13 protein-coding genes are annotated in these 20,857 nt (G+C 70.9%); 3 read left to right on the top strand and 10 right to left on the bottom strand.

All coding sequences use genetic code 11. The features are described from left to right. Nucleotides 1-166 precede the first annotated feature (166 nt). The 3 genes from IE255_RS29945 to IE255_RS29935 form a co-directional block, all read right to left on the bottom strand. Complete coding sequence (locus tag IE255_RS29945; RefSeq protein ID WP_505016480.1) at nucleotides 167-1,471, bottom strand: M50 family metallopeptidase; 1,305 nt, start codon at nucleotides 1,469-1,471, stop codon at nucleotides 167-169. Continuing rightward, on the bottom strand, nucleotides 1,468-2,724 hold the full coding sequence (dxr, locus tag IE255_RS29940; RefSeq protein WP_190053509.1) for a 1-deoxy-D-xylulose-5-phosphate reductoisomerase: 1,257 nt from the start codon (nucleotides 2,722-2,724) through the stop codon (nucleotides 1,468-1,470). The genes IE255_RS29945 and dxr overlap by 4 nt, the downstream gene beginning before the upstream one ends. 95 nt (nucleotides 2,725-2,819) lie before the next feature. After that, nucleotides 2,820-4,757: an acyl-CoA dehydrogenase family protein gene (locus tag IE255_RS29935; protein ID WP_190053508.1), complete on the bottom strand. Its 1,938-nt coding sequence runs from the start codon at nucleotides 4,755-4,757 to the stop codon at nucleotides 2,820-2,822. A 336-nt stretch (nucleotides 4,758-5,093) separates the two neighbouring features. Here IE255_RS29935 and IE255_RS29930 point away from each other — a divergent pair, with 336 nt between their 5' ends. The 3 genes from IE255_RS29930 to IE255_RS29920 all read left to right on the top strand — a co-directional run bounded on the left by IE255_RS29930 (nucleotide 5,094) and on the right by IE255_RS29920 (nucleotide 9,550). Beyond that, on the top strand, nucleotides 5,094-6,107 hold the full coding sequence (locus IE255_RS29930; RefSeq protein WP_190053507.1) for a LacI family DNA-binding transcriptional regulator: 1,014 nt from the start codon (nucleotides 5,094-5,096) through the stop codon (nucleotides 6,105-6,107). Between the two features lie 103 nt (nucleotides 6,108-6,210). Further along, complete coding sequence (locus IE255_RS29925) at nucleotides 6,211-8,253, top strand: glycoside hydrolase family 31 protein (protein ID WP_190053506.1); 2,043 nt, start codon at nucleotides 6,211-6,213, stop codon at nucleotides 8,251-8,253. 109 nt (nucleotides 8,254-8,362) lie between these two features. Next, nucleotides 8,363-9,550, top strand: a complete 1,188-nt coding sequence (locus IE255_RS29920) for a sulfotransferase family protein (protein ID WP_190053505.1) — start codon at nucleotides 8,363-8,365, stop codon at nucleotides 9,548-9,550. 27 nt (nucleotides 9,551-9,577) lie between these two features. Here the strand turns inward: IE255_RS29920 and IE255_RS29915 are convergent, their stop codons facing one another. From IE255_RS29915 to IE255_RS29885, 7 genes are all read right to left on the bottom strand, one after another. Continuing rightward, nucleotides 9,578-10,291 carry a glycoside hydrolase family 12 protein gene (locus IE255_RS29915; protein ID WP_190053504.1) on the bottom strand — a complete coding sequence of 238 codons (714 nt, stop codon included), beginning with the start codon at nucleotides 10,289-10,291 and terminating at the stop codon, nucleotides 9,578-9,580. A 34-nt stretch (nucleotides 10,292-10,325) separates the two neighbouring features. Then, nucleotides 10,326-12,515: a glycosyl hydrolase family 95 catalytic domain-containing protein gene (locus IE255_RS29910; protein ID WP_190053503.1), complete on the bottom strand. Its 2,190-nt coding sequence runs from the start codon at nucleotides 12,513-12,515 to the stop codon at nucleotides 10,326-10,328. Then, a complete protein-coding gene (locus tag IE255_RS29905; RefSeq protein WP_190053502.1) occupies nucleotides 12,512-14,479 on the bottom strand; it encodes a beta-galactosidase in 1,968 nt (655 codons plus the stop codon). Before IE255_RS29905 ends, IE255_RS29910 begins: the two co-directional genes overlap by 4 nt. Beyond that, nucleotides 14,479-16,683, bottom strand: coding sequence for a sialidase family protein (locus IE255_RS29900; RefSeq protein ID WP_190053501.1), 2,205 nt, complete (start codon nucleotides 16,681-16,683; stop codon nucleotides 14,479-14,481). The genes IE255_RS29905 and IE255_RS29900 overlap by 1 nt, the downstream gene beginning before the upstream one ends. A 132-nt stretch (nucleotides 16,684-16,815) precedes the next feature. Next, entirely contained in the window at nucleotides 16,816-17,766 is a 951-nt protein-coding gene (locus tag IE255_RS29895; RefSeq protein ID WP_190053500.1) for a carbohydrate ABC transporter permease, read from the bottom strand. Then, on the bottom strand, nucleotides 17,763-18,800 hold the full coding sequence (locus IE255_RS29890; protein WP_190053499.1) for an ABC transporter permease: 1,038 nt from the start codon (nucleotides 18,798-18,800) through the stop codon (nucleotides 17,763-17,765). The genes IE255_RS29895 and IE255_RS29890 overlap by 4 nt, the downstream gene beginning before the upstream one ends. Before the next feature lie 26 nt (nucleotides 18,801-18,826). Further along, the gene (locus IE255_RS29885; RefSeq protein ID WP_190053498.1) at nucleotides 18,827-20,512 is read right to left on the bottom strand and encodes a type 2 periplasmic-binding domain-containing protein; all 1,686 of its coding nucleotides are present in this window, start codon (nucleotides 20,510-20,512) and stop codon (nucleotides 18,827-18,829) included. Between the last annotated feature and the right edge of the window lie 345 nt (nucleotides 20,513-20,857).

Below are 20,857 nucleotides of genomic sequence, written 5' to 3'. Positions count from 1 at the left end.
GCTGTGCAACCCCAAGTCGTGGATCAAGGTCCGGTCCCGTGAGCAGCGGGCTCCGAGCTTCGAGATTACGGCACAGGCACGGGCGGGGGCACATCCCACCCGCGGTGACACCCGATGGGAGGCGGCCCGGCGGAAAGCCTGCCGGGCCGCCGCGAACTCCGTATGACTACGAGATTCTCACCGGGTTAACCACGTCCGCGATCAGCACGAGGATCGTGAAGCAGATGAAGATGCCCGCGACCACGTAGGCGACCGGCATGAGCTTCGCCACGTCGAAGGGGCCGGGGTCGGGCCGGCGCAGCACCTTGGCCGTGTTGCGGCGCAGGGACTCCCACAGGGCGCCCGCGATGTGGCCGCCGTCGAGTGGCAGCAGCGGGAGCATGTTGAACAGGAACAGGGAGAGGTTGAAGCCGGCGACCAGCATGAGGGCCATGGCCAGCTGCTGGGTGGGCGGGATGTCGAGCGTGAAGATCTCGCCGCCGACGCGGGCCGCACCGACCACGCCCATCGGGGAGTCGGCCTCACGCGGGGCGCCGTCGAAGGCCGCGTTCCACAGGGCCGGGACCTTGCCGGGGAGGGCGGCGAGGGAGTCGACGGCCTCGCCGATGCGGTCGCCCATCCAGGTCACGGACTCGCCGAAGTCCTGCTTGACCACGCCCGTGGCGGCGCTGAAGCCGAGGAAGCCGGCCTGGACGTACTGGCCCTCGACGATCTGGCCGCTCGAGTCCTTCTTGGCGACCTGGTTGGTGGCGATCTTCGCGTGCAGGGTGACGTCCTGGCCCTTGCGATCGACGACGATCGGCACCTCCTTGCCGGGGGCGGAGCGGATGAGGTCGGACAGCTGGTTCCAGTCGTCCGTCTTCACGCCGTCGAAGGAGACGATCCGGTCGCCCGCCTTGAGTCCGGCCGCGGCGGCCGGGGAGGCCGGGTCGCCCTTCTCGCACTTGTCGCGGTTCTCGCTCTGCGCGATGACGCACTGGGAGACCGAACTGACCGCGGTGGTCTGCTGGGTGATGCCGAAGCCCATGAGGACGGTGAGGAACAGCACCACCGCCAGGACCAGGTTCATGAAGGGGCCCGCGAACATCACGATCACGCGCTTCCAGGGGGCGCGCGTGTAGAACATGCGGTTCTCGTCGCCCGGCCGGAGCTCCTCGTACGCGGCGGTGCGGGCGTCCTCGATCATGCCGCGCCACGGGGAGGTGGAGCGGGCCTCCAGGCGGCCGTCGGGGCCGGGCGGGAACATGCCGATCATGCGGATGTAGCCGCCGAACGGGATGGCCTTGATGCCGTACTCGGTCTCGCCCTTCCTGCGCGAGAAGAGCGTCGGGCCGAAGCCGACCATGTACTGCGGCACGCGGATGCCGAACAGCTTGGCGGTGGACAGGTGCCCCAGCTCGTGCCACGCGATCGAGAACAGCAGGCCGACCACGAAGAGACCTATGCCGAGGATGAACATCAGGGTCGTCATGCACGGGCCTCCGCCGTCTGTGCCGCCAGTTGCCGGGCCCGGGTCCGCGCCCAGGTCTCCGCTTCGAGGACGTCCGACACGGTGAGTGAGGTTCCCGTACGCGGGGTGCCGTGCTCCTCGACGACCCGCGTGACGGTCTCCATGATCCCGTTGAAGGGCAGTGCGCCCTGGCGGAACGCCTCCACGCACTCCTCGTTGGCCGCATTGAACACCGCCGGGGCGGTGCCCGCGAGCTCGCCGACGTGCCGCGCCAGGTTCACCGACGGGAAGGCCTCGTTGTCGAGCGGGAAGAACTCCCAGGTCGAGGCCTTGCTCCAGTCGAAGGTGGGCGCCGCGTCGGGGACGCGCTCGGGCCAGCCGAGGCCGATGGCGATGGGCCCGCGCATGTCGGGCGGGGTCGCCTGGGCCAGTGTCGATCCATCCGTGAACTCAACCATCGAGTGGACATACGACTGGGGATGCACGACCACCTCAATGCGGTCGAAGGGAATGTCGTAGAGGAGGTGCGCCTCGATGACCTCCAGGCCCTTGTTGACGAGGGTCGCGGAGTTGATCGTGATGACCGGGCCCATGGCCCAGGTGGGGTGCGCGAGGGCGTCCTCGACGGTGACGCTCGCCAGCTCGGCCTTGGTGCGGCCGCGGAAGGGGCCGCCGGAGGCGGTGACGACCAGCTTGCGGACGTCGGCGCGGGTGCCGGCGGCCAGGGCCTGGAAGAGGGCGGCGTGCTCGGAGTCGACCGGGATGATCTGCCCGGGCTTGGCGAGGGCCTTGACCAGCGGGCCGCCCACGATGAGCGACTCCTTGTTGGCGAGCGCGAGGGTGCGGCCCGCCTCCAGGGCGGCCAGGGTCGGGGCGAGTCCGATGGAGCCGGTGATGCCGTTCAGGACGGTGTGGCAGTCGGACGCCGCGACCTGGGTGGCCGCGTCCGGGCCGGCGAGGATCTCGGGGAGCGGCTCGCCCGTGCCGTACTGCGCGGTGAGCGCCTCGCGCAGGGCCGGTACGACGTCCTCGCGGGCGACCGCGACCGTGCGGACCCGCAGCCGGTAGGCCTGCTCGGCGAGGAGGGCGACCCGGCCGCCGTTGGCCGAGAGGCCGGTGACCCGGAACCGGTCGGGGTTGCGCAGCACGAGGTCGATGGCCTGGGTGCCGATGGACCCGGTGGAGCCGAGGATCACCACGTCCTTCGGGCCGTCGCCCGCTACGGGGTCGTACACCAGGTGCGGGTCGGCGAGGGGGGCTGGACTGTCGCTCATTCCTCCATTGTTGCCGTAAGCACCGTGTGTGAGGACAGCGCGTCCCTCTCCTGGGGGCGCGCGCCGCACCGGCTCGCGCCCCCACGAGGGCCGGGTTACCGGATCGGCCGGTGGACGTTCTCCTTCTGGGACGGTCCCGGTGTCGCGTCCGCGATCCACGGGCCCTCGCCCGACGGGTCGACGATGCCGCGCTCCAGCCACTCGTACGTGCCCGACAGGACGCCCTTGACGACCTTGCGGTCGAGGTCGTCGGTGTTGGTCCACAGGCGGGTGAAGAGCTCCTCGATGCGGATCCGGGACTGGCGGCAGAAGACGTCGGCGAGCTGGTAGGCCTCGCGGCCGTGGTCGCCCTGGCTGCGCAGCAGTTCCGCCCGGACGCAGGCCGCGCTCATGGCGAACAGCTCGGCGCCGATGTCGACGATCCGGCCGAGGAAGCCCTGCTTGGACTCCATCCGGCCCTGCCAGCGGGACATGGCGTAGAACGTGGAGCGGGCGAGCTTGCGGGAGGTGCGCTCGACGTAGCGCAGGTGCCCGGAGAGGTCCACCTCGCGCTTGAACTCGCTGTAGGAGGTGGGCAGCTGGCCCGAGCCCGCGACCAGTTTGGGGAGCCACTTGGCGTAGAAGACGCCCGCGTTCGCGCCCGCCTTCGCCTTGTCGCCGAGGGACTTCTCGGGGTCGATGAGGTCGCCGGCGACCGAGAGGTGGGCGTCGACGGCCTCGCGGGCGATGAGGAGATGCATGATCTCCGTCGAGCCCTCGAAGATGCGGTTGATGCGCAGGTCTCGCAGCACCTGCTCGGCGGGGACGCCGCGCTCGCCGCGGGCCCGCAGGGACTCGGCCGTCTCGAAGCCGCGGCCGCCGCGGATCTGGACGAGCTCGTCGGCCATCAGCCAGGCCATCTCGGAGGCGTACAGCTTGGCGAGGGCGCCTTCGATGCGGATGTCGTTGCGGTCCTCGTCGGCCATCTGCGAGGCGAGGTCCGTCACGGCCTCCAGGGCGAAGGTGGTGGCCGCGATGAAGGAGATCTTGGAGCCGACCGCCTCGTGGTGCGCGATGGGCTTGCCCCACTGCTCGCGGGCCGCCGACCACTCCCGGGCGATCTTCAGGCACCACTTGCCGGCCGCGACGCAGGACGCGGGCAGGGAGAGCCGCCCGGTGTTGAGCGTGGTCAGGGCGATCTTCAGGCCCTGGCCCTCCTCGCCGACGCGGTTGGCGGCCGGGACGCGGACCTGGTGGAAGCGGGTGACGCCGTTCTCGATGCCCCGCAGGCCCATGAAGGCGTTGCGGTTCTCGACGGTGACGCCGGGCGAGTTGGTCTCCACGACGAAGGCCGTGATGCCGCCCTTGTGGCCCTCGCTCCTCGGCACCCGGGCCATGACGACCAGCAGGTCGGCGACCACGCCGTTGGTGGTCCACAGCTTCACGCCGTCGAGGACGTAGTCGTCCCCGTCCGGCACGGCCGTGGCGGCGAGGCGGGCCGGGTCGGAGCCGACGTCGGGCTCGGTGAGCAGGAAGGCGCTGATGTCCGTGCGGGCGCAGCGCGGCAGGAAGCGCTCCTTCTGCTCCTGGGTGCCGAACAGCTTCAGGGGCTGGGGCACGCCGATCGACTGGTGCGCGGAGAGCAGCACGCCGATCGCCGGGCTGGCGGAGCCGGCCAGGGAGAGCGCCTTGTTGTAGTACACCTGCGTGAGGCCGAGGCCGCCGTACTTGGTGTCGATCTTCATGCCGAAGGCGCCGAGCTCCTTCAGGCCGTCGATCACCTCGTCGGGGATCCGGGCCTCGCGCTCGATGCGGGCCGCGTCGACCTTCGTCTCGACGAAGTCGCGGAGCTTGGCGAGGAACTCCTCGCCGCGCTCGGCGGCGTCGTCGGCCGGGAGGGGGTGGGGGTGGATGAGGTCGAGCCGGAAGCGGCCGAGGAACAGCTCCTTGGCGAAGCTGGGCTTGCGCCAGTGCTGTTCCCGGGCGGCCTCCGCCACCTCGCGGGCCTCCCGCTCGGTGACGGCGGGACGAGAAGAGGGGGTGGAAGCGGACATGAGGGGCACCTCGCCGCATCTAGGATGTTGAGGACCGTACGTTACCGACCAGTGCTACTGGATCGTTGGTACCCGAAACCGGACGGTCCCACCAGTCCTCGCGCGTCCGTTCAGCCGAAGGGGGCGGAGCGCGCGCAGTACTTGTCGCGCGCCTGACGACGGTGTTGCATCGAGGTGCCTCCCAGGAGTCCGGCCGCCGCCCTGGGAATTCGGTATCGAAGCGCTTCGACAACCTATGGACACCCACGACCGCTGGAGCTACTGTCGAACCACCCTCACTCGCCGTTATCAGCACTGCGCGCTGTCGAAGCGCTTCACTAAAGCTTGGAGAGCTGGATGGTCACCCTCGCCGAGGTCGCCCAGCACGCCGGAGTCTCGGCGAGCACGGTGAGCTATGTCCTCAGCGGCAAGCGGTCCATCTCCGCGACCACCCGGCAGCGGGTCGAGCGGAGCATCCGCGAGCTCGGGTACCACCCGAACGCCGGGGCCCGCGCCCTGGCGAGCAGCAAGTCGAACATCATCGCGCTGATGGTCCCGCTGCGCACGGACATGTACGTGCCCGTGATGATGGAGATCGCCATCGCGGTGGCGACCTGCGCGCGCACGCACGGGTACGACGTGCTGCTGCTCACCGGCGAGGAGGGGCCGGACGCGGTGCGCCGCGTCGCGGGCAGCGGGCTCGCCGACGGGATGATCCTGATGGACGTCGAACTCGACGACGAGCGGCTGCCGTTGCTGCGCGCGACGGACCAGCCGTCCGTGCTGATCGGGCTGCCCGCCGACACCACCGGGCTGACCTGCGTCGATCTGGACTTCCGGGCGACGGGCGCGCTGTGCGTGGAGCACCTGGCGAAGCAGGGCCACCAGGACATCGCCGTCATCGGGGAGGCACCGGCCGTCTACGAGCGGCACACGGGCTTCGCCGAGCGCACCCTCGACGGGCTCCGGTCCCGCTCGCGGGAACTGGGCGTGCGGCTGCTGCACCGGCCGTGCGAGGGCGGGTACGACGCGATGGCGGTGACGCTCGCCCGGATCCTCGACGAACGCCCGGGGACCTCGGGGATCATCGTGCAGAACGAGTCGGCGGTCGAGCCGCTGCTCGCGCTGCTGCGGCAGCAGGGCCGGGCCGTGCCGGAGGACGTGTCGGTGGTCGCGATCTGCCCCGACCAGGTGGCGATGCAGGCCTCGGTGCGGCTCACGTCGGTCGCCATCCCCGCGCAGGAGATGGGCCGGCACGCGGTGGAGCACCTGGTCGCCAAGCTGGAGGGCCGCGGCAGCGACGACGTCGTGCTGATCGCCCCCGAGCTGACGGTCCGGACGAGCACGGGGCCGGCGCCCAGCCGGTCGTAGGCACCCCTCCTCCTCGCTGCGTTTCTCACCACCGCCCTCCTCCCAGGGCGCCCCCATGTCCGCACACCTCTGTCCGCACTCCTCCAGGAGCACAGGAGCCCGCGTGAACCAGCCTGCTGAAACCCAGCCCCAGGTGAGCCTGGCGCAGTCCTCCCCCACCGTCGGCACGTTCCGCGAGCGGGACGGCGCGCTGGAGTGGAGCGGCCGCCAGGAGACCGTACGGATCGAGCCGTGGGGGCCGGACGCGGTCCGGGTGCGTGCCCGGCTCGGCGGCCCGGTCCTCGAAGGGCTGCCGGGTGCCCTGCTCGACGCGGCTCCCCCGACGCCGTCCACGGTGAAGATCGAGGACGGGAGCGGCCGGCTGACCGTCGGCGCGCTCACCGTCGAGGTGAACGCCGAGGGCCTGATCCGCTTCCTGCGCACCGAGGACGGCGGCGAGATCCTCGCCGAGGACCGCGCCCACTTCTGGTGGCCCGGCTCCCGCCTCTACACGGCCGTCGGCAACGGCCACCACCGCCTGGAGCAGCGCTTCGCCGCCTACGACGACGAGAAGCTGTACGGCCTCGGCCAGCACCAGCACGGGCGGCTCGACCAGAAGGGCCTGGTGCTGGACCTGGTCCAGCGCAACGCCGAGGTCGGCATCCCGGTGCTGACCTCCAGCCGGGGCTACACCCTGCTGTGGAACAACCCGGCGATCGGCCGCGTGGAGCTGGCGCACAACGGCACGCGGTGGGTGGCCGACTCGGCGCGGCAGATCGACTACTGGATCACCGCGGGCGACCCGGCCGGCGCCCAGCGCCGCTACAGCGCGGTGACCGGCCGGACGCCGATGCTGCCGGAGTGGGCGGCGGGCTTCTGGCAGTGCAAGCTGCGCTACCGCACCCAGGACGAACTGATGGCGGTGGCCCGGGAGTACAAGCGGCGGGGGCTGCCCATCTCGGCGATCGTCTGCGACTTCTTCCACTGGACGCACCTCGGCGAGTGGAAGTTCGACCCGAAGGAGTGGCCGGACCCGGCGGCGATGGTGCGCGAGCTGGCGGAGCTCGGCATCAAGCTGGTGGTGAGCGTCTGGCCGTCGGTGTCGCCGCTGAGCGAGAACCACCCGGTCATGGAGCAGCGCGGCTACTTCATCGGCACCCAGTACGGGCCGATGGCGCACGCCGACTGGCCCGACAAGGAGGTCGCCTCCACGGTCCAGGTGGCCTTCTACGACGCCACCAACCCCGACGCCCGGGAGTTCGTGTGGTCGAAGGTGAAGGAGAACTACCTCGACCCGTACGGCATCACCGCGTTCTGGCTGGACGCCTGCGAGCCGGAGCTGAAGCCGGGCTTCTCCGAGAACCTGCGCTACTGGGCGGGCCCGGGCCTGGAGGTCGGCAACATCTACCCGGCCGAGAACGCCCGCACGTTCTACGAGGGCCTGACGGCGTCCGGCGAGGACGAGGTCGTCACGCTGAACCGCTCGGCGTGGGCGGGCAGCCAGCGCTACGGCGCCGCGCTGTGGTCCGGGGACATCGGCACGGACTTCCCGACCCTGCGCCGCCAGATCGCGGCCGGCCTCAACACGGCCCTGTCGGGCATCCCGTGGTGGAACACCGACATCGGCGGCTTCCACGGCGGCGACCCGGACGACCCGGCGTACCGGGAGGTGATGGTCCGCTGGTTCCAGTTCGGCGCGCTGTCCCCGCTGATGCGCCTGCACGGCTTCCGCGACCCGGGCATGCCGCTGGGTCCGGAGATGACCGGCGGCCCGAACGAGGTGTGGTCGTACGGCGAGGAGGCCGGGGCCGTCCTGGAGAAGTACCTGCGGCTGCGCGAGCGGCTGAAGCCCTACGTCCTGCGCGTCATGCGGGAGGCGCACGAGGAGGGCCTGCCCGTGATGCGGCCGCTGTTCCTGGAGTTCCCCGGCGACCAGGCGACCTGGTCGGTCGACGACTCCTACCTGTTCGGCCCGGACCTGCTGGTCGCCCCGGTGCTGACCGCCGGCGCCACGGCCCGTACGGCGTACCTGCCCGCGGGGGCGACGTGGACGGACGCGTGGACGGGTGAGACGTACGAGGGCGGTCAGGCCGTGACGGTCGACGCCCCGCTGGACCGGATCCCGCTGTTCCTGCGGGACGGGGCGCGGCTGCCCGTAGCGGAGTAGCCGTGCCGGACGGGGTGGCCGGATCGATGGAGGTCTTCCGGCCACCCCTTCCACTTCTTCGGCCAACTTCCGTGCGGCGCGGGCGGGTTGGACGGGATAGGTTCCCTGCGTGTCCTCGTCTCCGCTCGCCCTCACTCTGGCCAACCTGCTGCTGCGGCCCGCCTTCGGCTCCCGCCGCGACCCCGGCCGGATCTTCGACCGCATCGCGGCCGAGGCCGGTCAGGCCCCGGGAGACCGGGAGTTCACCGACGACTTCCGGGCCCTGCTGGGCTGGTGGGCGAAGGCCGAGAACCTCACGCCGGTCGGCTGGCAGTCCGCGCAGGCGCACGTCCGGCGGCACCTGGCCAACCGGGCCCGGGTGCGGCGGCTGATCGCCGAGCACCCGGAGATCGAGCGGGAGCCGATCGAGCGACCCGTGTTCGTGGTGGGACTGCCGCGCACGGCGACCACGGTCACGCACGCGGTGCTGTCGATCTCGGACGAGCACCGGTGTCCCCTGCTGTGGGAACTGCTGGGACCCGACCTGGAGCTGCCGCCCCGGCAGCGGCGCAGGGCGGTCGCGGCCGGGCGCCGGCTGGTCCAGGGCACGGACCTGTTCGCGCCCCGCTTCCGCGACATCCACGCGATGGCCGCCGAAGGCCCCGAAGAGTGCACGTTCGCGCTGCCCCACGCCCTGATGCCGTTCTCCCAGGCCCGGATCCCCGAGTACCTGGCGTGGCACTGCGCGCGGGACTTCACCGCCGACTACCGGTACCTCAAGCAGGTCTACCAGGTGCTCCAGTACGGCCGTCCGCGGCGGCGCTGGATGCTGAAGTCGCCCATGCACCTGGAGAACCTGGACGCGTTGCTGAGGGTCTTCCCCGACGCCACGCTCGTGTGGTGCCACCGCGACCCGGTCACCGTCGTCGCGTCCTTCTGCAGCCTGATCGAGCACGGCATGGCCGTCAGCACCCGCCCCCTCGATCTGGCCGGCATCGGCACCACCTGGCTGGGTCTGCTGAGCCGGGCCATGACGCGCGGTCTCGCGGCCCGGGCCGCCGTCCCGGCGGAGCAGCTGGTGGACGTCCCGTACTCCTGGCTCGGCTCCGACCCGGCGACCGGCGCCCCGAAGCTCTACGCGGCCGTCGGCGCCCCCTGGACCGAGGCCGACGCGGCCCGGCTGCCCGCGGCCGTCGCCCGCCCCAAGGGCACCCGCAAGCACACCTACGACCTGTCCCGCTACGGCCTGACCCGGGCCCGGGTCGAGTCGGCCTTCGCCGAGTACAACGCGCTGCGGGCCGAGGTCGACCGCGCCTGACGGCACGGCCGGCCCCGGCCCTTCGGGTCAGCTGCTGCTGACCGTGAGGTTGTTGGTGGTGAAGTTCAGACCGCCGGACGACGAGGTGACCTCGTAGCCGAACTGCACATCACCGATGGTCTCGTTGCCCATCCACTTCTTGGTGTCCTTGATCCACTTCAGGATCGGCAGGATGTTCACGGTGCCGGAGTTGGAGTTGGAGGTGCGGATGAACGAGAACACCTCGTTGGCGCCGTTGGTGCCCTTGAAGACGTTCCAGGTGTGGCCGCCGAGCGTCACGCTGCCCTGCGAGCTGCCGATCGGGCCGACGGCTCCGGTCTTGTTGACCCAGAGCATGATCTCGTAGTCGTGGTCCGTGTCCCAGATGTCGTACGACGTGTTGTACGCGCCGGACGACGGGACGCTGACGTTGTAGCTGCTGGACAGCGAGCCCAGCGAGGTGATCGACTTGTTGATCGCCTTCGTCTGGTTCGGGTAGGACTTGATGCCGCCGGTGTTGGGGTGGTTGGCCCAGACGCCCCAGTTGGTGCCGGAGTTGGCCCAGATGCACTGGCTGCCGGCGCCGGAGCCCCAGATGTTGTTGTAGAGCGTGTAGCCGTTCAGGCTGGTGTTGCCCCACTGGTCGCAGGAGTTCCAGACGGCGGCGGAGGCGGGGGCGGAGCCGAGGCCGACGGTGACGCCGAGGGCCAGAGCGGGGGCCAGCAGGGCCTTGGTGACCCTGCTCAGCGTGCGTGATGCCATGGTGTCCCTTCCATGGGTGGGGGGGTGGGGGGAACTACCACGCCCTCAGGGTGAGGACGTGGTCTTCTCCGGCGACCAGGTGGAGGGATTCTGCGCCGGAGGAAGTCCGGAGTTCGACGCGGTGAGTGCGGCCCGGCCTGATGACCGCGGTGGCGCGGTCCCGCGTCCAGGTGAGGTCGATCTCGGCCCCGAACCGGGTGCGCACACCGCGCAGCGCCCCGCTGGGATACGCCGCCGGGAGCGCGGGGAGCAGCACCAGCCGGTCGGGGGTGGACTGCACGAGCATCTCGATCAGCACGGCGGGCAGGGTGTGCGCCGCGTCGGCGTTGTAGACGTCGCGCTTGGGGTAGTGCGCGCTCATCAGGGAGGCGTGGAAGAAGTCGCCGTCCAGGACCTGGCCGAGGGCGTGGGCGACGCGGTCGGCGTCCCTGAGCCGGGCCGCTATGAGGGCGTGGTGCAGGTGGCCGTGCGCGGAGTCGTTCTCGGCGCCGCGCAGTTCGAGGGCGCGGTGGGCGGCGGCCGCGAGGTCGGGGGTGTCGTAGGGGGTGATCTCGTCGAGCGGCCAGACGCCGTAGAGGTGGCTGAGGTGGCGGTGGTCGTAGGAGTCCGCAAGGCCCGGCCAGGCCCATTCGGCCAGGGCCCCGTCCTCGTTGACCCGGTGCGGCGGCAGCCGGTCGGCCAGGGCGCGCCAGCGGTCGGCGTCGGGGCCGGGGTGGTAGGCGGCGGCCGTGCGCAGGGCGTGGCGGGCCGCGGAGAGGTCCATCGCGGCGTTGATCGTGCCCCAGCTCGCGTTGGCGGGGCGGTTCTCGGGTGAGTAGGACGGGACGACGACGAGGTGGCCGTGCTCGTCCGTCCTGGTGAGGAAGTCCTCGTAGAAGAGGGCGACTTCGGCGAGGGCCGCGGCGGTGCGCGGGTCGCGGGTGCCGTGGGTCTCGTCGTGGTCGACGAGGGGTTTGAGCAGCCAGTCGGCGCCGGCGGTCCACAGGTGCAGGGGGTATTCGCGGCTGTAGTGGTAGGCGTGGCCGGACTCGCCGTCGGTGTGGGCGGGTGCGACGGCGCCCCGGGTGCCGAAGATTGTGCGGGCGTTGTCGCGCCAGTCGGGCAGCTGGCGGTGGATCAGGTTCGCGTGGGCCTCGGTGACCTCGGGGAGGGCGGCGGCAGCGGCCGAGGCGGTCTGGAGGTTGAGGTTGGCGTCGTTGGTGAACGCCCCCGACCAGGCGGTGTTCCAGTCGCCGGTCCACAGGCCGGTCAGGCGGGGCGGGCAGAGGCCGCTCGCGGAGAGCAGGTGGTAGCGGCCGGCGGCGAAGAGGCGCTCCAGCAGGGCGGCGCTGCGCGGCCGGGTCAGCAACTCGGAGCCGGGCAGGGCGCGTTCGGCGGGGTCTGCGGCGAGGTCGAGGGTGACGCGCTCGTAGGCGGTGCGGTGCGGGGCGGCATGGCGGTCGAGGAGTTCGTCGTACTCCGGGGGCAGGGCGCGCAGGGCGCGGCCCTCGGCGACCACGTCGAGTTCGCCGGTGTGCCGGCGCACCCGGGTGAGGAGCAGCACGGACCGGGCGCCCTCGACGCGCACGCCGGGCGGTACGAGGGTCGTCGTGCCGCCGGTGACGGTGACCTGGGTGACGCCGGTGAAGGCCCGGTCGCTGTCCGGGTAGCGGGAGCGCAGGCTGAGCAGGGCGCCCTCGGGGGTGAGGACGGCCCCGTGGCCGATGCCGAGTCCGGCGGGGGCGCCGGGCAGCCGGTGGTCCAGGTCGATGTCGAGGGTGAGGCCGGGTCCGGTGACGTGCTGGACGATCACGTCGTCGGCGCGGGAGACGAAGACGCGGCCGGTCCAGCCGGTGCAGGTCGCGCTCACCACGCCGGTGGTGAAGTCGACGTCGCGGCGGTAGTCGCGCAGGTCGCCGGACGCCCGGTTCAGCCGGATCTGGAAGGCGGGGTGGAAGGGCTGGACCCACTGGTGCGGGCGGCCGTCCGTGAAGCTCTCGGCGGCCGCCCGGTCGCCCGCCAGGAGGCGGTCCTGGAGGGCGGGGAGGTCGGCGGCGAGCTGCGGGGGCCGGGTGTCGCTGCCGTTGGGCCGCACCAGGGTGTGATGCGTGACGATGACCCGCTCACTGTTCGGATCACCGAACACAAGGGCGCCGTGGTGGCCGTTGCCGCTCAGGAAGGCGTCCTCCCAGCGGGCGGCCGGCCGCGGTTCCCAGGTGCCGTGGACGGGTGCGGTGGCGGTCATGGCCGGAGCACCGCCGCCCCGTAGCGGCCGAGGGTGATCCGGTCGGTGACGGCCGTGTCCGTCAGCAGGTCGTGGTGGGTGCCGGGCACCTCGACGGTCACCGGCTCGCGGCCGTGGTTGAGCACGAACAGCACCTCGCCCCGGCGTACGGCCTCGACCTGCTCGGGGAGGCCGTCCAGCACCGGGCGGACGCCCGCGCCCTCGGCGATCCGGGCCAGCAGGTCGCGCAGCGCCTCGGGCTCCGGGAGCGTGGAGACGTACCAGGCCCGGCCCTTGCGCAGGACGGCGGGCAGTCCGTCGAGCTCGCCGCCCTTGTACGGGACGGTCTCCTCGGCGGTGCCGTCCGCCTCCAGCTCCTCGGACCACAGGGTGCCCCGGAAGCCCTCGCACGCGGCGGTCTCCCCGGCGTCCAGCGGCCACCACTCGTGCAGCGTGCGGATGCCGAACAGCTCCCGCAGCCGGGCGTCCATGCCGCCGGGGCGCACCCGGTCGTCCTCGTCGGCGACGCCGGTCAGGAAACCGCAGACCAGGGTGCCGCCCTGCCGTACGTAGGCGAGGAGGTTCTCGGTCGCCGCGTCGGTGAGCGCGTACAGCTGGGGCACGACGACCACCGAGTACGGCGTGAGGTCGTGCTCGGGGTGGGCGAAGTCGGTGGTGAGGTGCGCCTGCCACAGGGCCCGGTGCCAGGCGCGCAGCACGTCCGGGTACTCCACCTGGCTGGACAGGCGGCCGTCCTGGGCGCCGGCCCACCAGGCGTGCCAGTCGTGCAGGACGGCGACGTCGGCGGTGAGGTGCCGGCCGGTCACCTGCGGAGCGATCCGCGCCAGGTCGGCGCCGAGCTGCTTGACCTCCTGGTACGTCCGGCCCGCCTCCCCCGCGTGGCTGACCATGCCGGAGTGGAACTTCTCCGCGCCCTGCCGGGACTGCCGCCACTGGAAGTAGCAGACGGCGTCGGCGCCGCGGGCCACGGCCTGGAGCGACCAGAGCCGGTTGAGGCCGCGGGGCTTGGGGTGGTTCACGCCCCGCCAGTTGACCGGCCCGGCCGCCTGCTCCATGAGCATCCACGGCCCGCGCGCCTGGGAGCGGGTCATGTCCTGGACCAGGGCGCCGTTCTGCGCGCCGAGCGGGTCGCGCGGGTCGGGGTAGAGGTCGACGGAGACGACGTCCTCCTCCTCGGCCCAGCGCCAGGCGTCCTGCCCGAACCACAACGGCATGAAGTTGCTGGTGACCGGGAGGTGCGGGGTGTGCCGGCGGACGATGTCCCGCTCGGCGGTGTAGCACTCCAGGAGCATGTCGGAGGTGAAGCGCCGGAAGTCCAGGACCTGGGTGGGGTTGCGCATGTAGTGCGGCAGGCGGGGCGGCAGGATGCCGTCCCAGGTGTCGTAGCCCTGGCTCCAGAAGGCGGTGCCCCAGGCCTCGTTGAGGGCGTCGAGGGTGCCGTACTTCTCCCGCAGCCACCGTCGGAAGGCGGCGGCCGCCTCGTCGCCGTAGTCGAAGGTGCAGTACTCGTTGTTGATGTGCCACATCATCAGGGCCGGGTGGCCGCCGTAGCGGGCGGCCAGGTCCTCGGTGATGGCGGCGGCGTAGCGCCGGTAGGTGGCGCTGGAGTGCGAGAAGTGCTGGCGGCCGCCCCACCACTCGGTGCGGCCCTCCTCGGTGACGGGCAGGGTGTCGGGGTGCAGCCGGCCCATCCAGGGCGGGGGCGCGGAGGTCGGGGTGGCGAGGACGACGCCGATGCCGCTGTCGTGCATCAGGTCCATCAGCGTGTCCAGCCAGCCGAACTCCCGTGCACCCGGCTCCGGTTCCAGCGTCGACCAGGAGAAGACGCCGAGCGTGACGGAGTTGACGCCGGCGGCCTTCATCAGCCGGACGTCCTCGTGCCAGGTCTCCTCGGGCCACTGCTCCGGGTTGTAGTCGCCGCCGTAGAGGAGGCGGCCCCGGGTGGCGTCGCTCAGGTCGGGCATCAGGCGGGCTCCCCGTACTGCACACCGCGTCCGTTGGTGGCGATGTAGACCCGGCCGTACACGCGCGGGTCGCCGGTGATGGCGGCGCCGATCCAGCCCCACTGGTGCTGGTCGTCGTTGACGCGCACCCAGCTCTTCGCCTCGTCGTCCGAGCGGTACACGGCCGTGATGCTCTCGGTGGAGCCGACCATGTAGACCGCCGGGTAGGAGGCGCCCTCGGCGGCCTTGCCGAAGCCGAGGGTGTACGAGGCCCAGCAGCTGGCGACCTTGGTGAAGGCCGCGCCGCCGTCGGTGGAGCGGTACAGCCCGTTCCACTTGAGGCTGAGCCACAGGTCGCCGGAGCGGCCCGGGGCGGCGACGAGCTGGAACTCGGTGTCGCCCGAGCTCAGGCCGGTGGCCCGCGCGGTGAAGGTCTCTCCGCCGTCCGTACTGGCGAACAGGGTGCCGGTGGTGGTGTCGAAGGCGTAGAAGCGCTTCGGGTCGACCGGGTCCGCGACCGGGGCGGCGCCCTTCGGGAAGGAGGCGACCTCCGACCAGGTGGCGCCGTTGTCCGCCGAGCGGAAGCCCGGGTTGCTCGTGCCGAAGGACCACAGCAGGACGCTGCCGTCGGCATTGGTGGCGATCGGCCCCGGCGCGCTCTTGGCCATGCTCGGCTGAGCCTGGAACGGGGCCCACGTCTTGCCGCCGTCGTTCGACCAGGCCCCGTTGCCGTTGTCGCCCCAGCCCGCGCGGACCACGTACGACGGCTTGGCCGCGGCCAGCGACAGGCCCGTCGACGTGCCGAACACCGGATTCGAGGCCATGCCGCGCGACGGGGACGCCGTGAGCCGCTCGTGGTACATCACACCGATGTCCCCGGACCCGCTGATCAGGTGCGCCTCACCGGTCGGAGGCGAAACGAGCTGGCGGATGGACGCCTCCTCCAGGCCGCGGATCTGCGGGGCCCAGTTCCTGAGGTCGCGGGTGCCGTAGAGGGTCGCGCCCGTGCCGTACACGACGTGCTCGGAGTCGTACGGGTCGAGGGCGAGGGCCTGGATCCACCAGCCGAACTTGGGCTTGTCGCCGCCCCACTTGAGGTAGGGCGTCTCGGAGACGTCGAAGACGGCCGTGTCCTTCAGGGAGGTCCAGGTGCGGCCGCCGTTCGTGGAGCGGAACACGGTGTCGATCTCGGCCCAGCGGTTGTTGGTGGAGACGACGAGCGTGCCCGGGCGGCGGGCGTCGACGGCGACACCGCCGTAGCCGAAGGCGTCGGTCCCGCCGTCGCTCGTCGTCCCGCCGGGCTTCACCGGCGTGACTTCGGTCCACTTCCCGCTGCTGGTGCGCAGCTTGTGCACGCTGCCGTCGGACTGGCCGTTGGGGCCGGGGGCGTTGGCGTACGTCACGTACAGCTCGCACGTGTGCCGGTCGTACGCGGCGCGGATCGGCACCTTGGCGGCGGCGCCGGTGGGCTGCCCGGGGACGGCCTCCCAGGTGGTGCCGTCGGAGGTGCGGTACAGGTTCGGCTTGCCGGCCGTGCCGTCGGAGTCGCCCCAGCCGGCGTAGACGGTACGGCCCGCGGCGACCAGGAACGTGATGCCCTGGCCGGTGGCGCTCGGAGTCGCCGGGAAGCTCGCGGCCTGCCAGGTGGCGCCCCGGTCGGTCGACTTGAGCAGCCCGTCGTGCCGGGTGCCGAGCCACAGGGTGTCGCTGTCGCGCGGGTCGACGAGCAGCCGCTCGCCGCACCCGCGCCCGTCCTCGTTGGCCCCGAGCTTCACGGTCAGGTCGGTGCGCTTCCAGGTGGCCCCGCGGTCCTCGGACCGCAGCACGGCCCCGTTGCCGGCCCAGGACTGCGCGTACGTGCCGAGGGCGAGGTACACCCGGTTCGGGTGCGCCGGGTCGACGGCCATGGCCTCCACCCCGAGCAGGTTCCAGTCGTCCCAGCCGAGGTGGTCGGTCAGCGGGCTCCACCGGCCGGTCCGGTCGTCCCAGCGGTAGGCGCCGCCGATGTCGGTACGGGCGTAGGCGAGGCCGCGGGCGGTGGGGTGGAACAGGACGCCGGTGATGAAGCCGGTGCCGCCCTGGACGGCGTTGCGCCAGCGGTAGGCGGCCCCTGCGGCGGGGACGGCGGCCTGGGCGTGCCCCTGGAGGACCGGAAGGGCGGCGACGGCGGCGGTGGCGGCGGTCCCGGCCAGCACGGCGCGTCTGCTGAGGTGGAACGTGCTCATGACATACCTCGGTTCATGCAAAGGGAGGAAGTGGATGCCCTCAGGGGCGCGGGGAACTGCGCGACAAGCCACGACGCAGCGGCACACGACAAACAACCGACAGCCCTACGGGGAGAACTCATCCAGGGGTCATCACCCCTTGACGGCCCCGGTGAGCATGCCCTTCTTGAAGTGCTTCTGGACGAACGGCGAGATCACGGCAACCGGCAGCAACGCCATCACCATCACGGCCATCTGGATGGCCAGCCCGGAGATCTGCCCTGTCTTGATCGCCTGGCTCACCCCCACCGGCGCCTCCTGCTTCTGCACCAGCTGGATCATGACGTTCTGCAACGGCATCATGTCCTGGTCGCTGAGGTAGATCGACGCGTTGAACCACGCGCTCCAGTACCCGACCGCGTAGAACAACGTGATCACCGCGACCACGGCCCGCGAGAGCGGAAGCACGATCTGCCACAGGATCCGCCAGTCCCCCGCCCCGTCGATCCGCGCGCTGTCGATCAGCTCCGGGGAGATCCCCATGAAGAACGCGCGCAGGACCAGGATGTTGAAGACACTGACCGCGCTCGGCAGGATCAGCGCCAGATAGGTGTCCGTCAGCCCCAGCGACTGCACCAGCAGATACGTCGGAATGAGCCCGGCCCCGAAGAACATCGTCGCGAGCAACGTCATCAGGAACCAGCGATGCCCGAGCGACCCGCTCCGGGACAGCCCGTACGCCGCGAGGACCGACACCGCCATCGAGAAGAGCGTGCCGGCCAGCGTGACGCCCACGCTGACGATCGCCGCCCGGGTCACCTGCCCGCCGCTCAGCAGCTCCTGGTAGGCGATGAAGGTGATGTCCTTCGGGATCATCACCAGCCCGCCGGCCTCGGTGATGGTCTTCTTCGAGGACAGGCTCGTGACGATGACGATCCACAGCGGGAACAGCACGGCGAGACAGGCGCCGGCCAGGACGATGCCCTTGCCCGCGACCCCGGCCTTGCTGGGCTCCTCCTCCCAGACGGGCCTCGGCGGCGCCTCCCACCAGCGGGGTTCACGCGCCGCCTCCTCGATGGCGGCCTTGTCGATGACGGCGGTCACTTCTTGTACACCCCCTGCTCGCCCATGAAGTGGGCCACCTTGTTCGCGGCGAGGACGAGCGCCACACTCACCAGGCCCTTGATCAGCCCCGCGGCCGCCGCGTAGCTGAAGTCCTGGTTGCGGACGCCGTTCCACCAGACGTAGGTATCGAGGACCTCCGCCGCCCCTGGTCCCACCGCGTCGCGTTGCAGCAGGATCTGTTCGAAACCGACCGTGAGCGCGTCACCGACGCGCAGCACCAGCAGCAGGGCGATCACGGGCCGCAGCGCGGGCAGCGTGACGTGCCACATACGGCGCCAGCGCCCGGCCCCGTCCATGGCCGCCGCCTCGTAGAGGTCGGGGCTCACCGAGGCGAGCGCCGCGAGGAAGACGATGATGCCCCAGCCCGCGTCCTTCCAGACGCCCTCGGCCGTCACCAGGAACTTGAAGATCCCGGGGTCGGTCATGAGGTCGAAGCCCTCGTACCCGCGCTGCCGCAGCGTCTGCGCGATGATGCCCGCGCCGCCGAAGATCTGCTGGAAGACGGTGATGACGAGCACCCAGGAGAAGAAGTGCGGCAGGTAGAGGATCGCCTGCGAGACCGCCCTGATCCGGGGCCTGATCACGCTGTTGATGAGCAGCGCGAGCAGGATGGGGACCGGGAAGAACAGCACCAGCTGGAGGAAGAACAGCACGAGTGTGTTCTGCACGGCGTCCCAGAACGCCGAGTCCGCAAAGACCCGCTGGAACTGCTCGAAGCCCACCCAGGGGCTCTCCAGCATCGCGATGAAGCCGTTGTCGCTGACGTACGGGTCGTACTCCTGGAAGGCGACGACGTTGCCCAGGATCGGTATGTAGTTGAAGACCAGGACCAGCGCGACGGCCGGCAGGGTCATCAGGATCAGTGTGCGGTCGCGGCGCAGCCGCAGCCGGAGGCTCAGCTTGCCGGAGGGCTTCTTCTTCCCCGGCCGCCCCCCTGGAGCGTCCGCCGCCCGGGAAGCCGTCTCACTCGTCTCCGCCTCGGCCCTGCTGCGAGGCACCGTGCTGTTGGACACGGCCGTCTCCTTGCCTCGGGCCCGGGTTACTGCGCGGAGCCGTTGTCGTCGAGCAGCTTCTGGTACCAGTCGCGAAGCTTGTCGCCGCCCTGCCTCTTCCAGTCGGAGACGGCCTGCTGCATGTCACTGATCTTCTTGCGGCCGCGGACGACGTCGTCCTCCAGCTGCTCGAAGTCGTTGGAGAGGTTGGTGTAGCGGGCCGGTTCGGTGATCTGCATGCCCCAGAAGGCGGACTTCTTGGTGAAGGCGCCCATCCGCTGCTGCCACTCCACCTGCTCCTTCGCGATGTCCGGGAAGTCCGGGTGCGCGATGGTCGGGGCGGGGCTGGCGAGCATCACGTAGGCGTTGATGACCTCCTGGTTGCCCTTGTCGTTCTTGGTGGGCACCCCGTCCTTGACGGTGTAGTGCGTGCCCTCCACCCCGTAGTTGGTGAGCATGTACTCCTTGGTGCCGTACGGGGCGGCGGTGACGTTGGCGGCGGCCAGGACGTCCTCGATGACGGCCTTGGAAGCCTTCTTGTTGACGAAGGCGAAGATGCCCGCGGGGGATCCCGCCCACAGCGTGGGGTCTCCGCCGTCCGCGCCGAAGATGTCCATGCCGGAGATGCGGAAGTCCCTGTTCTGGGCGGCCTGTTCGGCCATCTTGCCCCACCAGTCCGAGATGTTCTGGTTGTACATCAGGACCTGGCCGGAGGTGAAGCGGTCGCCCGCGGTGCCCTGGTTCACCGCCTTGGCGTCCGGGTGGACCACGCCCGCAGCGTAGAGCTTGCGCGTCCACTCCAGGGCCTCGAGGAATTCCTCGGTCTCCACGCGGTAGACCAGCTTGCCGTCGACCTGGTTCCAGCCGAGCGGCTTCTCGCTGCCGGACAGCACGCCGAAGATGTTGAAGGCCGTCCACTTCATGTCGTCACAGGCCCACACCTTGGCCTTGGGCCGGGTGATCTCCTTGGCGAGGGCGAGGAACTCGTCCGGCGACTTGGGGAGCTCGTAGCCCTCCTTGTCGAAGACGTCCTTGCGGTAGAAGGGCACGATGCCGACGACGGAGGGGGCGGGCTGGGGCAGGCCCCGCAGCTTGCCGCCGAAGATGGAGTACTGCCAGGCCTCGCTGGGGATGGCGGCGAGGTTCGGGTACTTCTTGACCGCGTCCCCGGACAGGTAGGGGCCGAGGTCGGCGAACTTGCTGATGATGGCGCTGGGTATCTTGCCGCCCATGTTCCAGCTGGGGATGACCACGACGTCCGGCACGTCGCTGGAGGCGAGGACCGCGCCGAGCTTCTCGTCGTAGGTGATGCCGTCCTGGTTCTGCCAGGTGATGTCGACGCCGATCAGGTCGTTCATCGCCTTGTAGTAGGGGTTGTCGCCCTTCGGCGGCGTCCCCCAGAACGGCGACATGATCTTGATGGAGCTGCCCTTGCCGAGCTTCTTCGAGACCGAGGTCTTGAGGTCGGCGAGGTCCAGCTTGCTCGTGAAGCCGATCGCGGAGCCGTTCTTGGACGGGATGTCCGGCGTCACCACGTTGCTGGCGACGTACGCCGGCAGCAGCTTCTTGGCGCTCTTGCCGGACGTGGTGCCGTCCTTGGACCCGCTGTCCGACCCCCCGCACGCGGCGAGCAGCGGCATCCCGCCCGCCACCGCTGCGGTGGCGACCGCCGTGGAGGCGAGGAAACTTCTCCGGCTCGGTCCGGAGGAGGCGGAGGCGGCGTTCGGCGTCATTGCGTCAACCCTTCATGGCGCACCAGGACACCCGGCGGAGGGCCGTCGGCTGTGGTGTCTCGAGTGGAACTGGCTGAGCCGAAGCGATACTCCGACGCGTGACGAGGCATGCACACCAGCAGGTGGCGGACTTCACAGTCGAAGCGCTTCGATGTTGCTGCGAGGTTAAGTGAAGGCCCAGGGGTGCACAAGGGGCGATTACAAGATTCCTCCGGGCTGTGCGCGATCGCGACCGGACGCATATGTCGCTTGGAATGGCGCCGATGGGTCGGAGTTGTTGCATCGAGGTGTCTTGACACCCGCCCCCACGTCGAATGAGCATCGAAGCGCTTCGAAAGGGCCTTG

It is taken from the genome of Streptomyces lomondensis (assembly GCF_014651035.1).
In the GTDB taxonomy this organism is placed as follows: Bacteria; Actinomycetota; Actinomycetes; order Streptomycetales; family Streptomycetaceae; genus Streptomyces; species Streptomyces lomondensis.
This window is presented reverse-complemented; position numbering and strand designations above follow the sequence as displayed.

Coding starts and splice junctions, on each gene's coding strand:
- IE255_RS29945 (WP_505016480.1), bottom strand. CDS start 1,471: ATGACGACCCTGATGTTCATCCTCGGCATAGGTCTCTTCGTGGTCGGC.
- dxr (WP_190053509.1), bottom strand. CDS start 2,724: ATGAGCGACAGTCCAGCCCCCCTCGCCGACCCGCACCTGGTGTACGAC.
- IE255_RS29935 (WP_190053508.1), bottom strand. CDS start 4,757: ATGTCCGCTTCCACCCCCTCTTCTCGTCCCGCCGTCACCGAGCGGGAG.
- IE255_RS29930 (WP_190053507.1), top strand. CDS start 5,094: ATGGTCACCCTCGCCGAGGTCGCCCAGCACGCCGGAGTCTCGGCGAGC.
- IE255_RS29915 (WP_190053504.1), bottom strand. CDS start 10,291: ATGGCATCACGCACGCTGAGCAGGGTCACCAAGGCCCTGCTGGCCCCC.
- IE255_RS29910 (WP_190053503.1), bottom strand. CDS start 12,515: ATGACCGCCACCGCACCCGTCCACGGCACCTGGGAACCGCGGCCGGCC.
- IE255_RS29905 (WP_190053502.1), bottom strand. CDS start 14,479: ATGCCCGACCTGAGCGACGCCACCCGGGGCCGCCTCCTCTACGGCGGC.
- IE255_RS29900 (WP_190053501.1), bottom strand. CDS start 16,683: ATGAGCACGTTCCACCTCAGCAGACGCGCCGTGCTGGCCGGGACCGCC.
- IE255_RS29885 (WP_190053498.1), bottom strand. CDS start 20,512: ATGACGCCGAACGCCGCCTCCGCCTCCTCCGGACCGAGCCGGAGAAGT.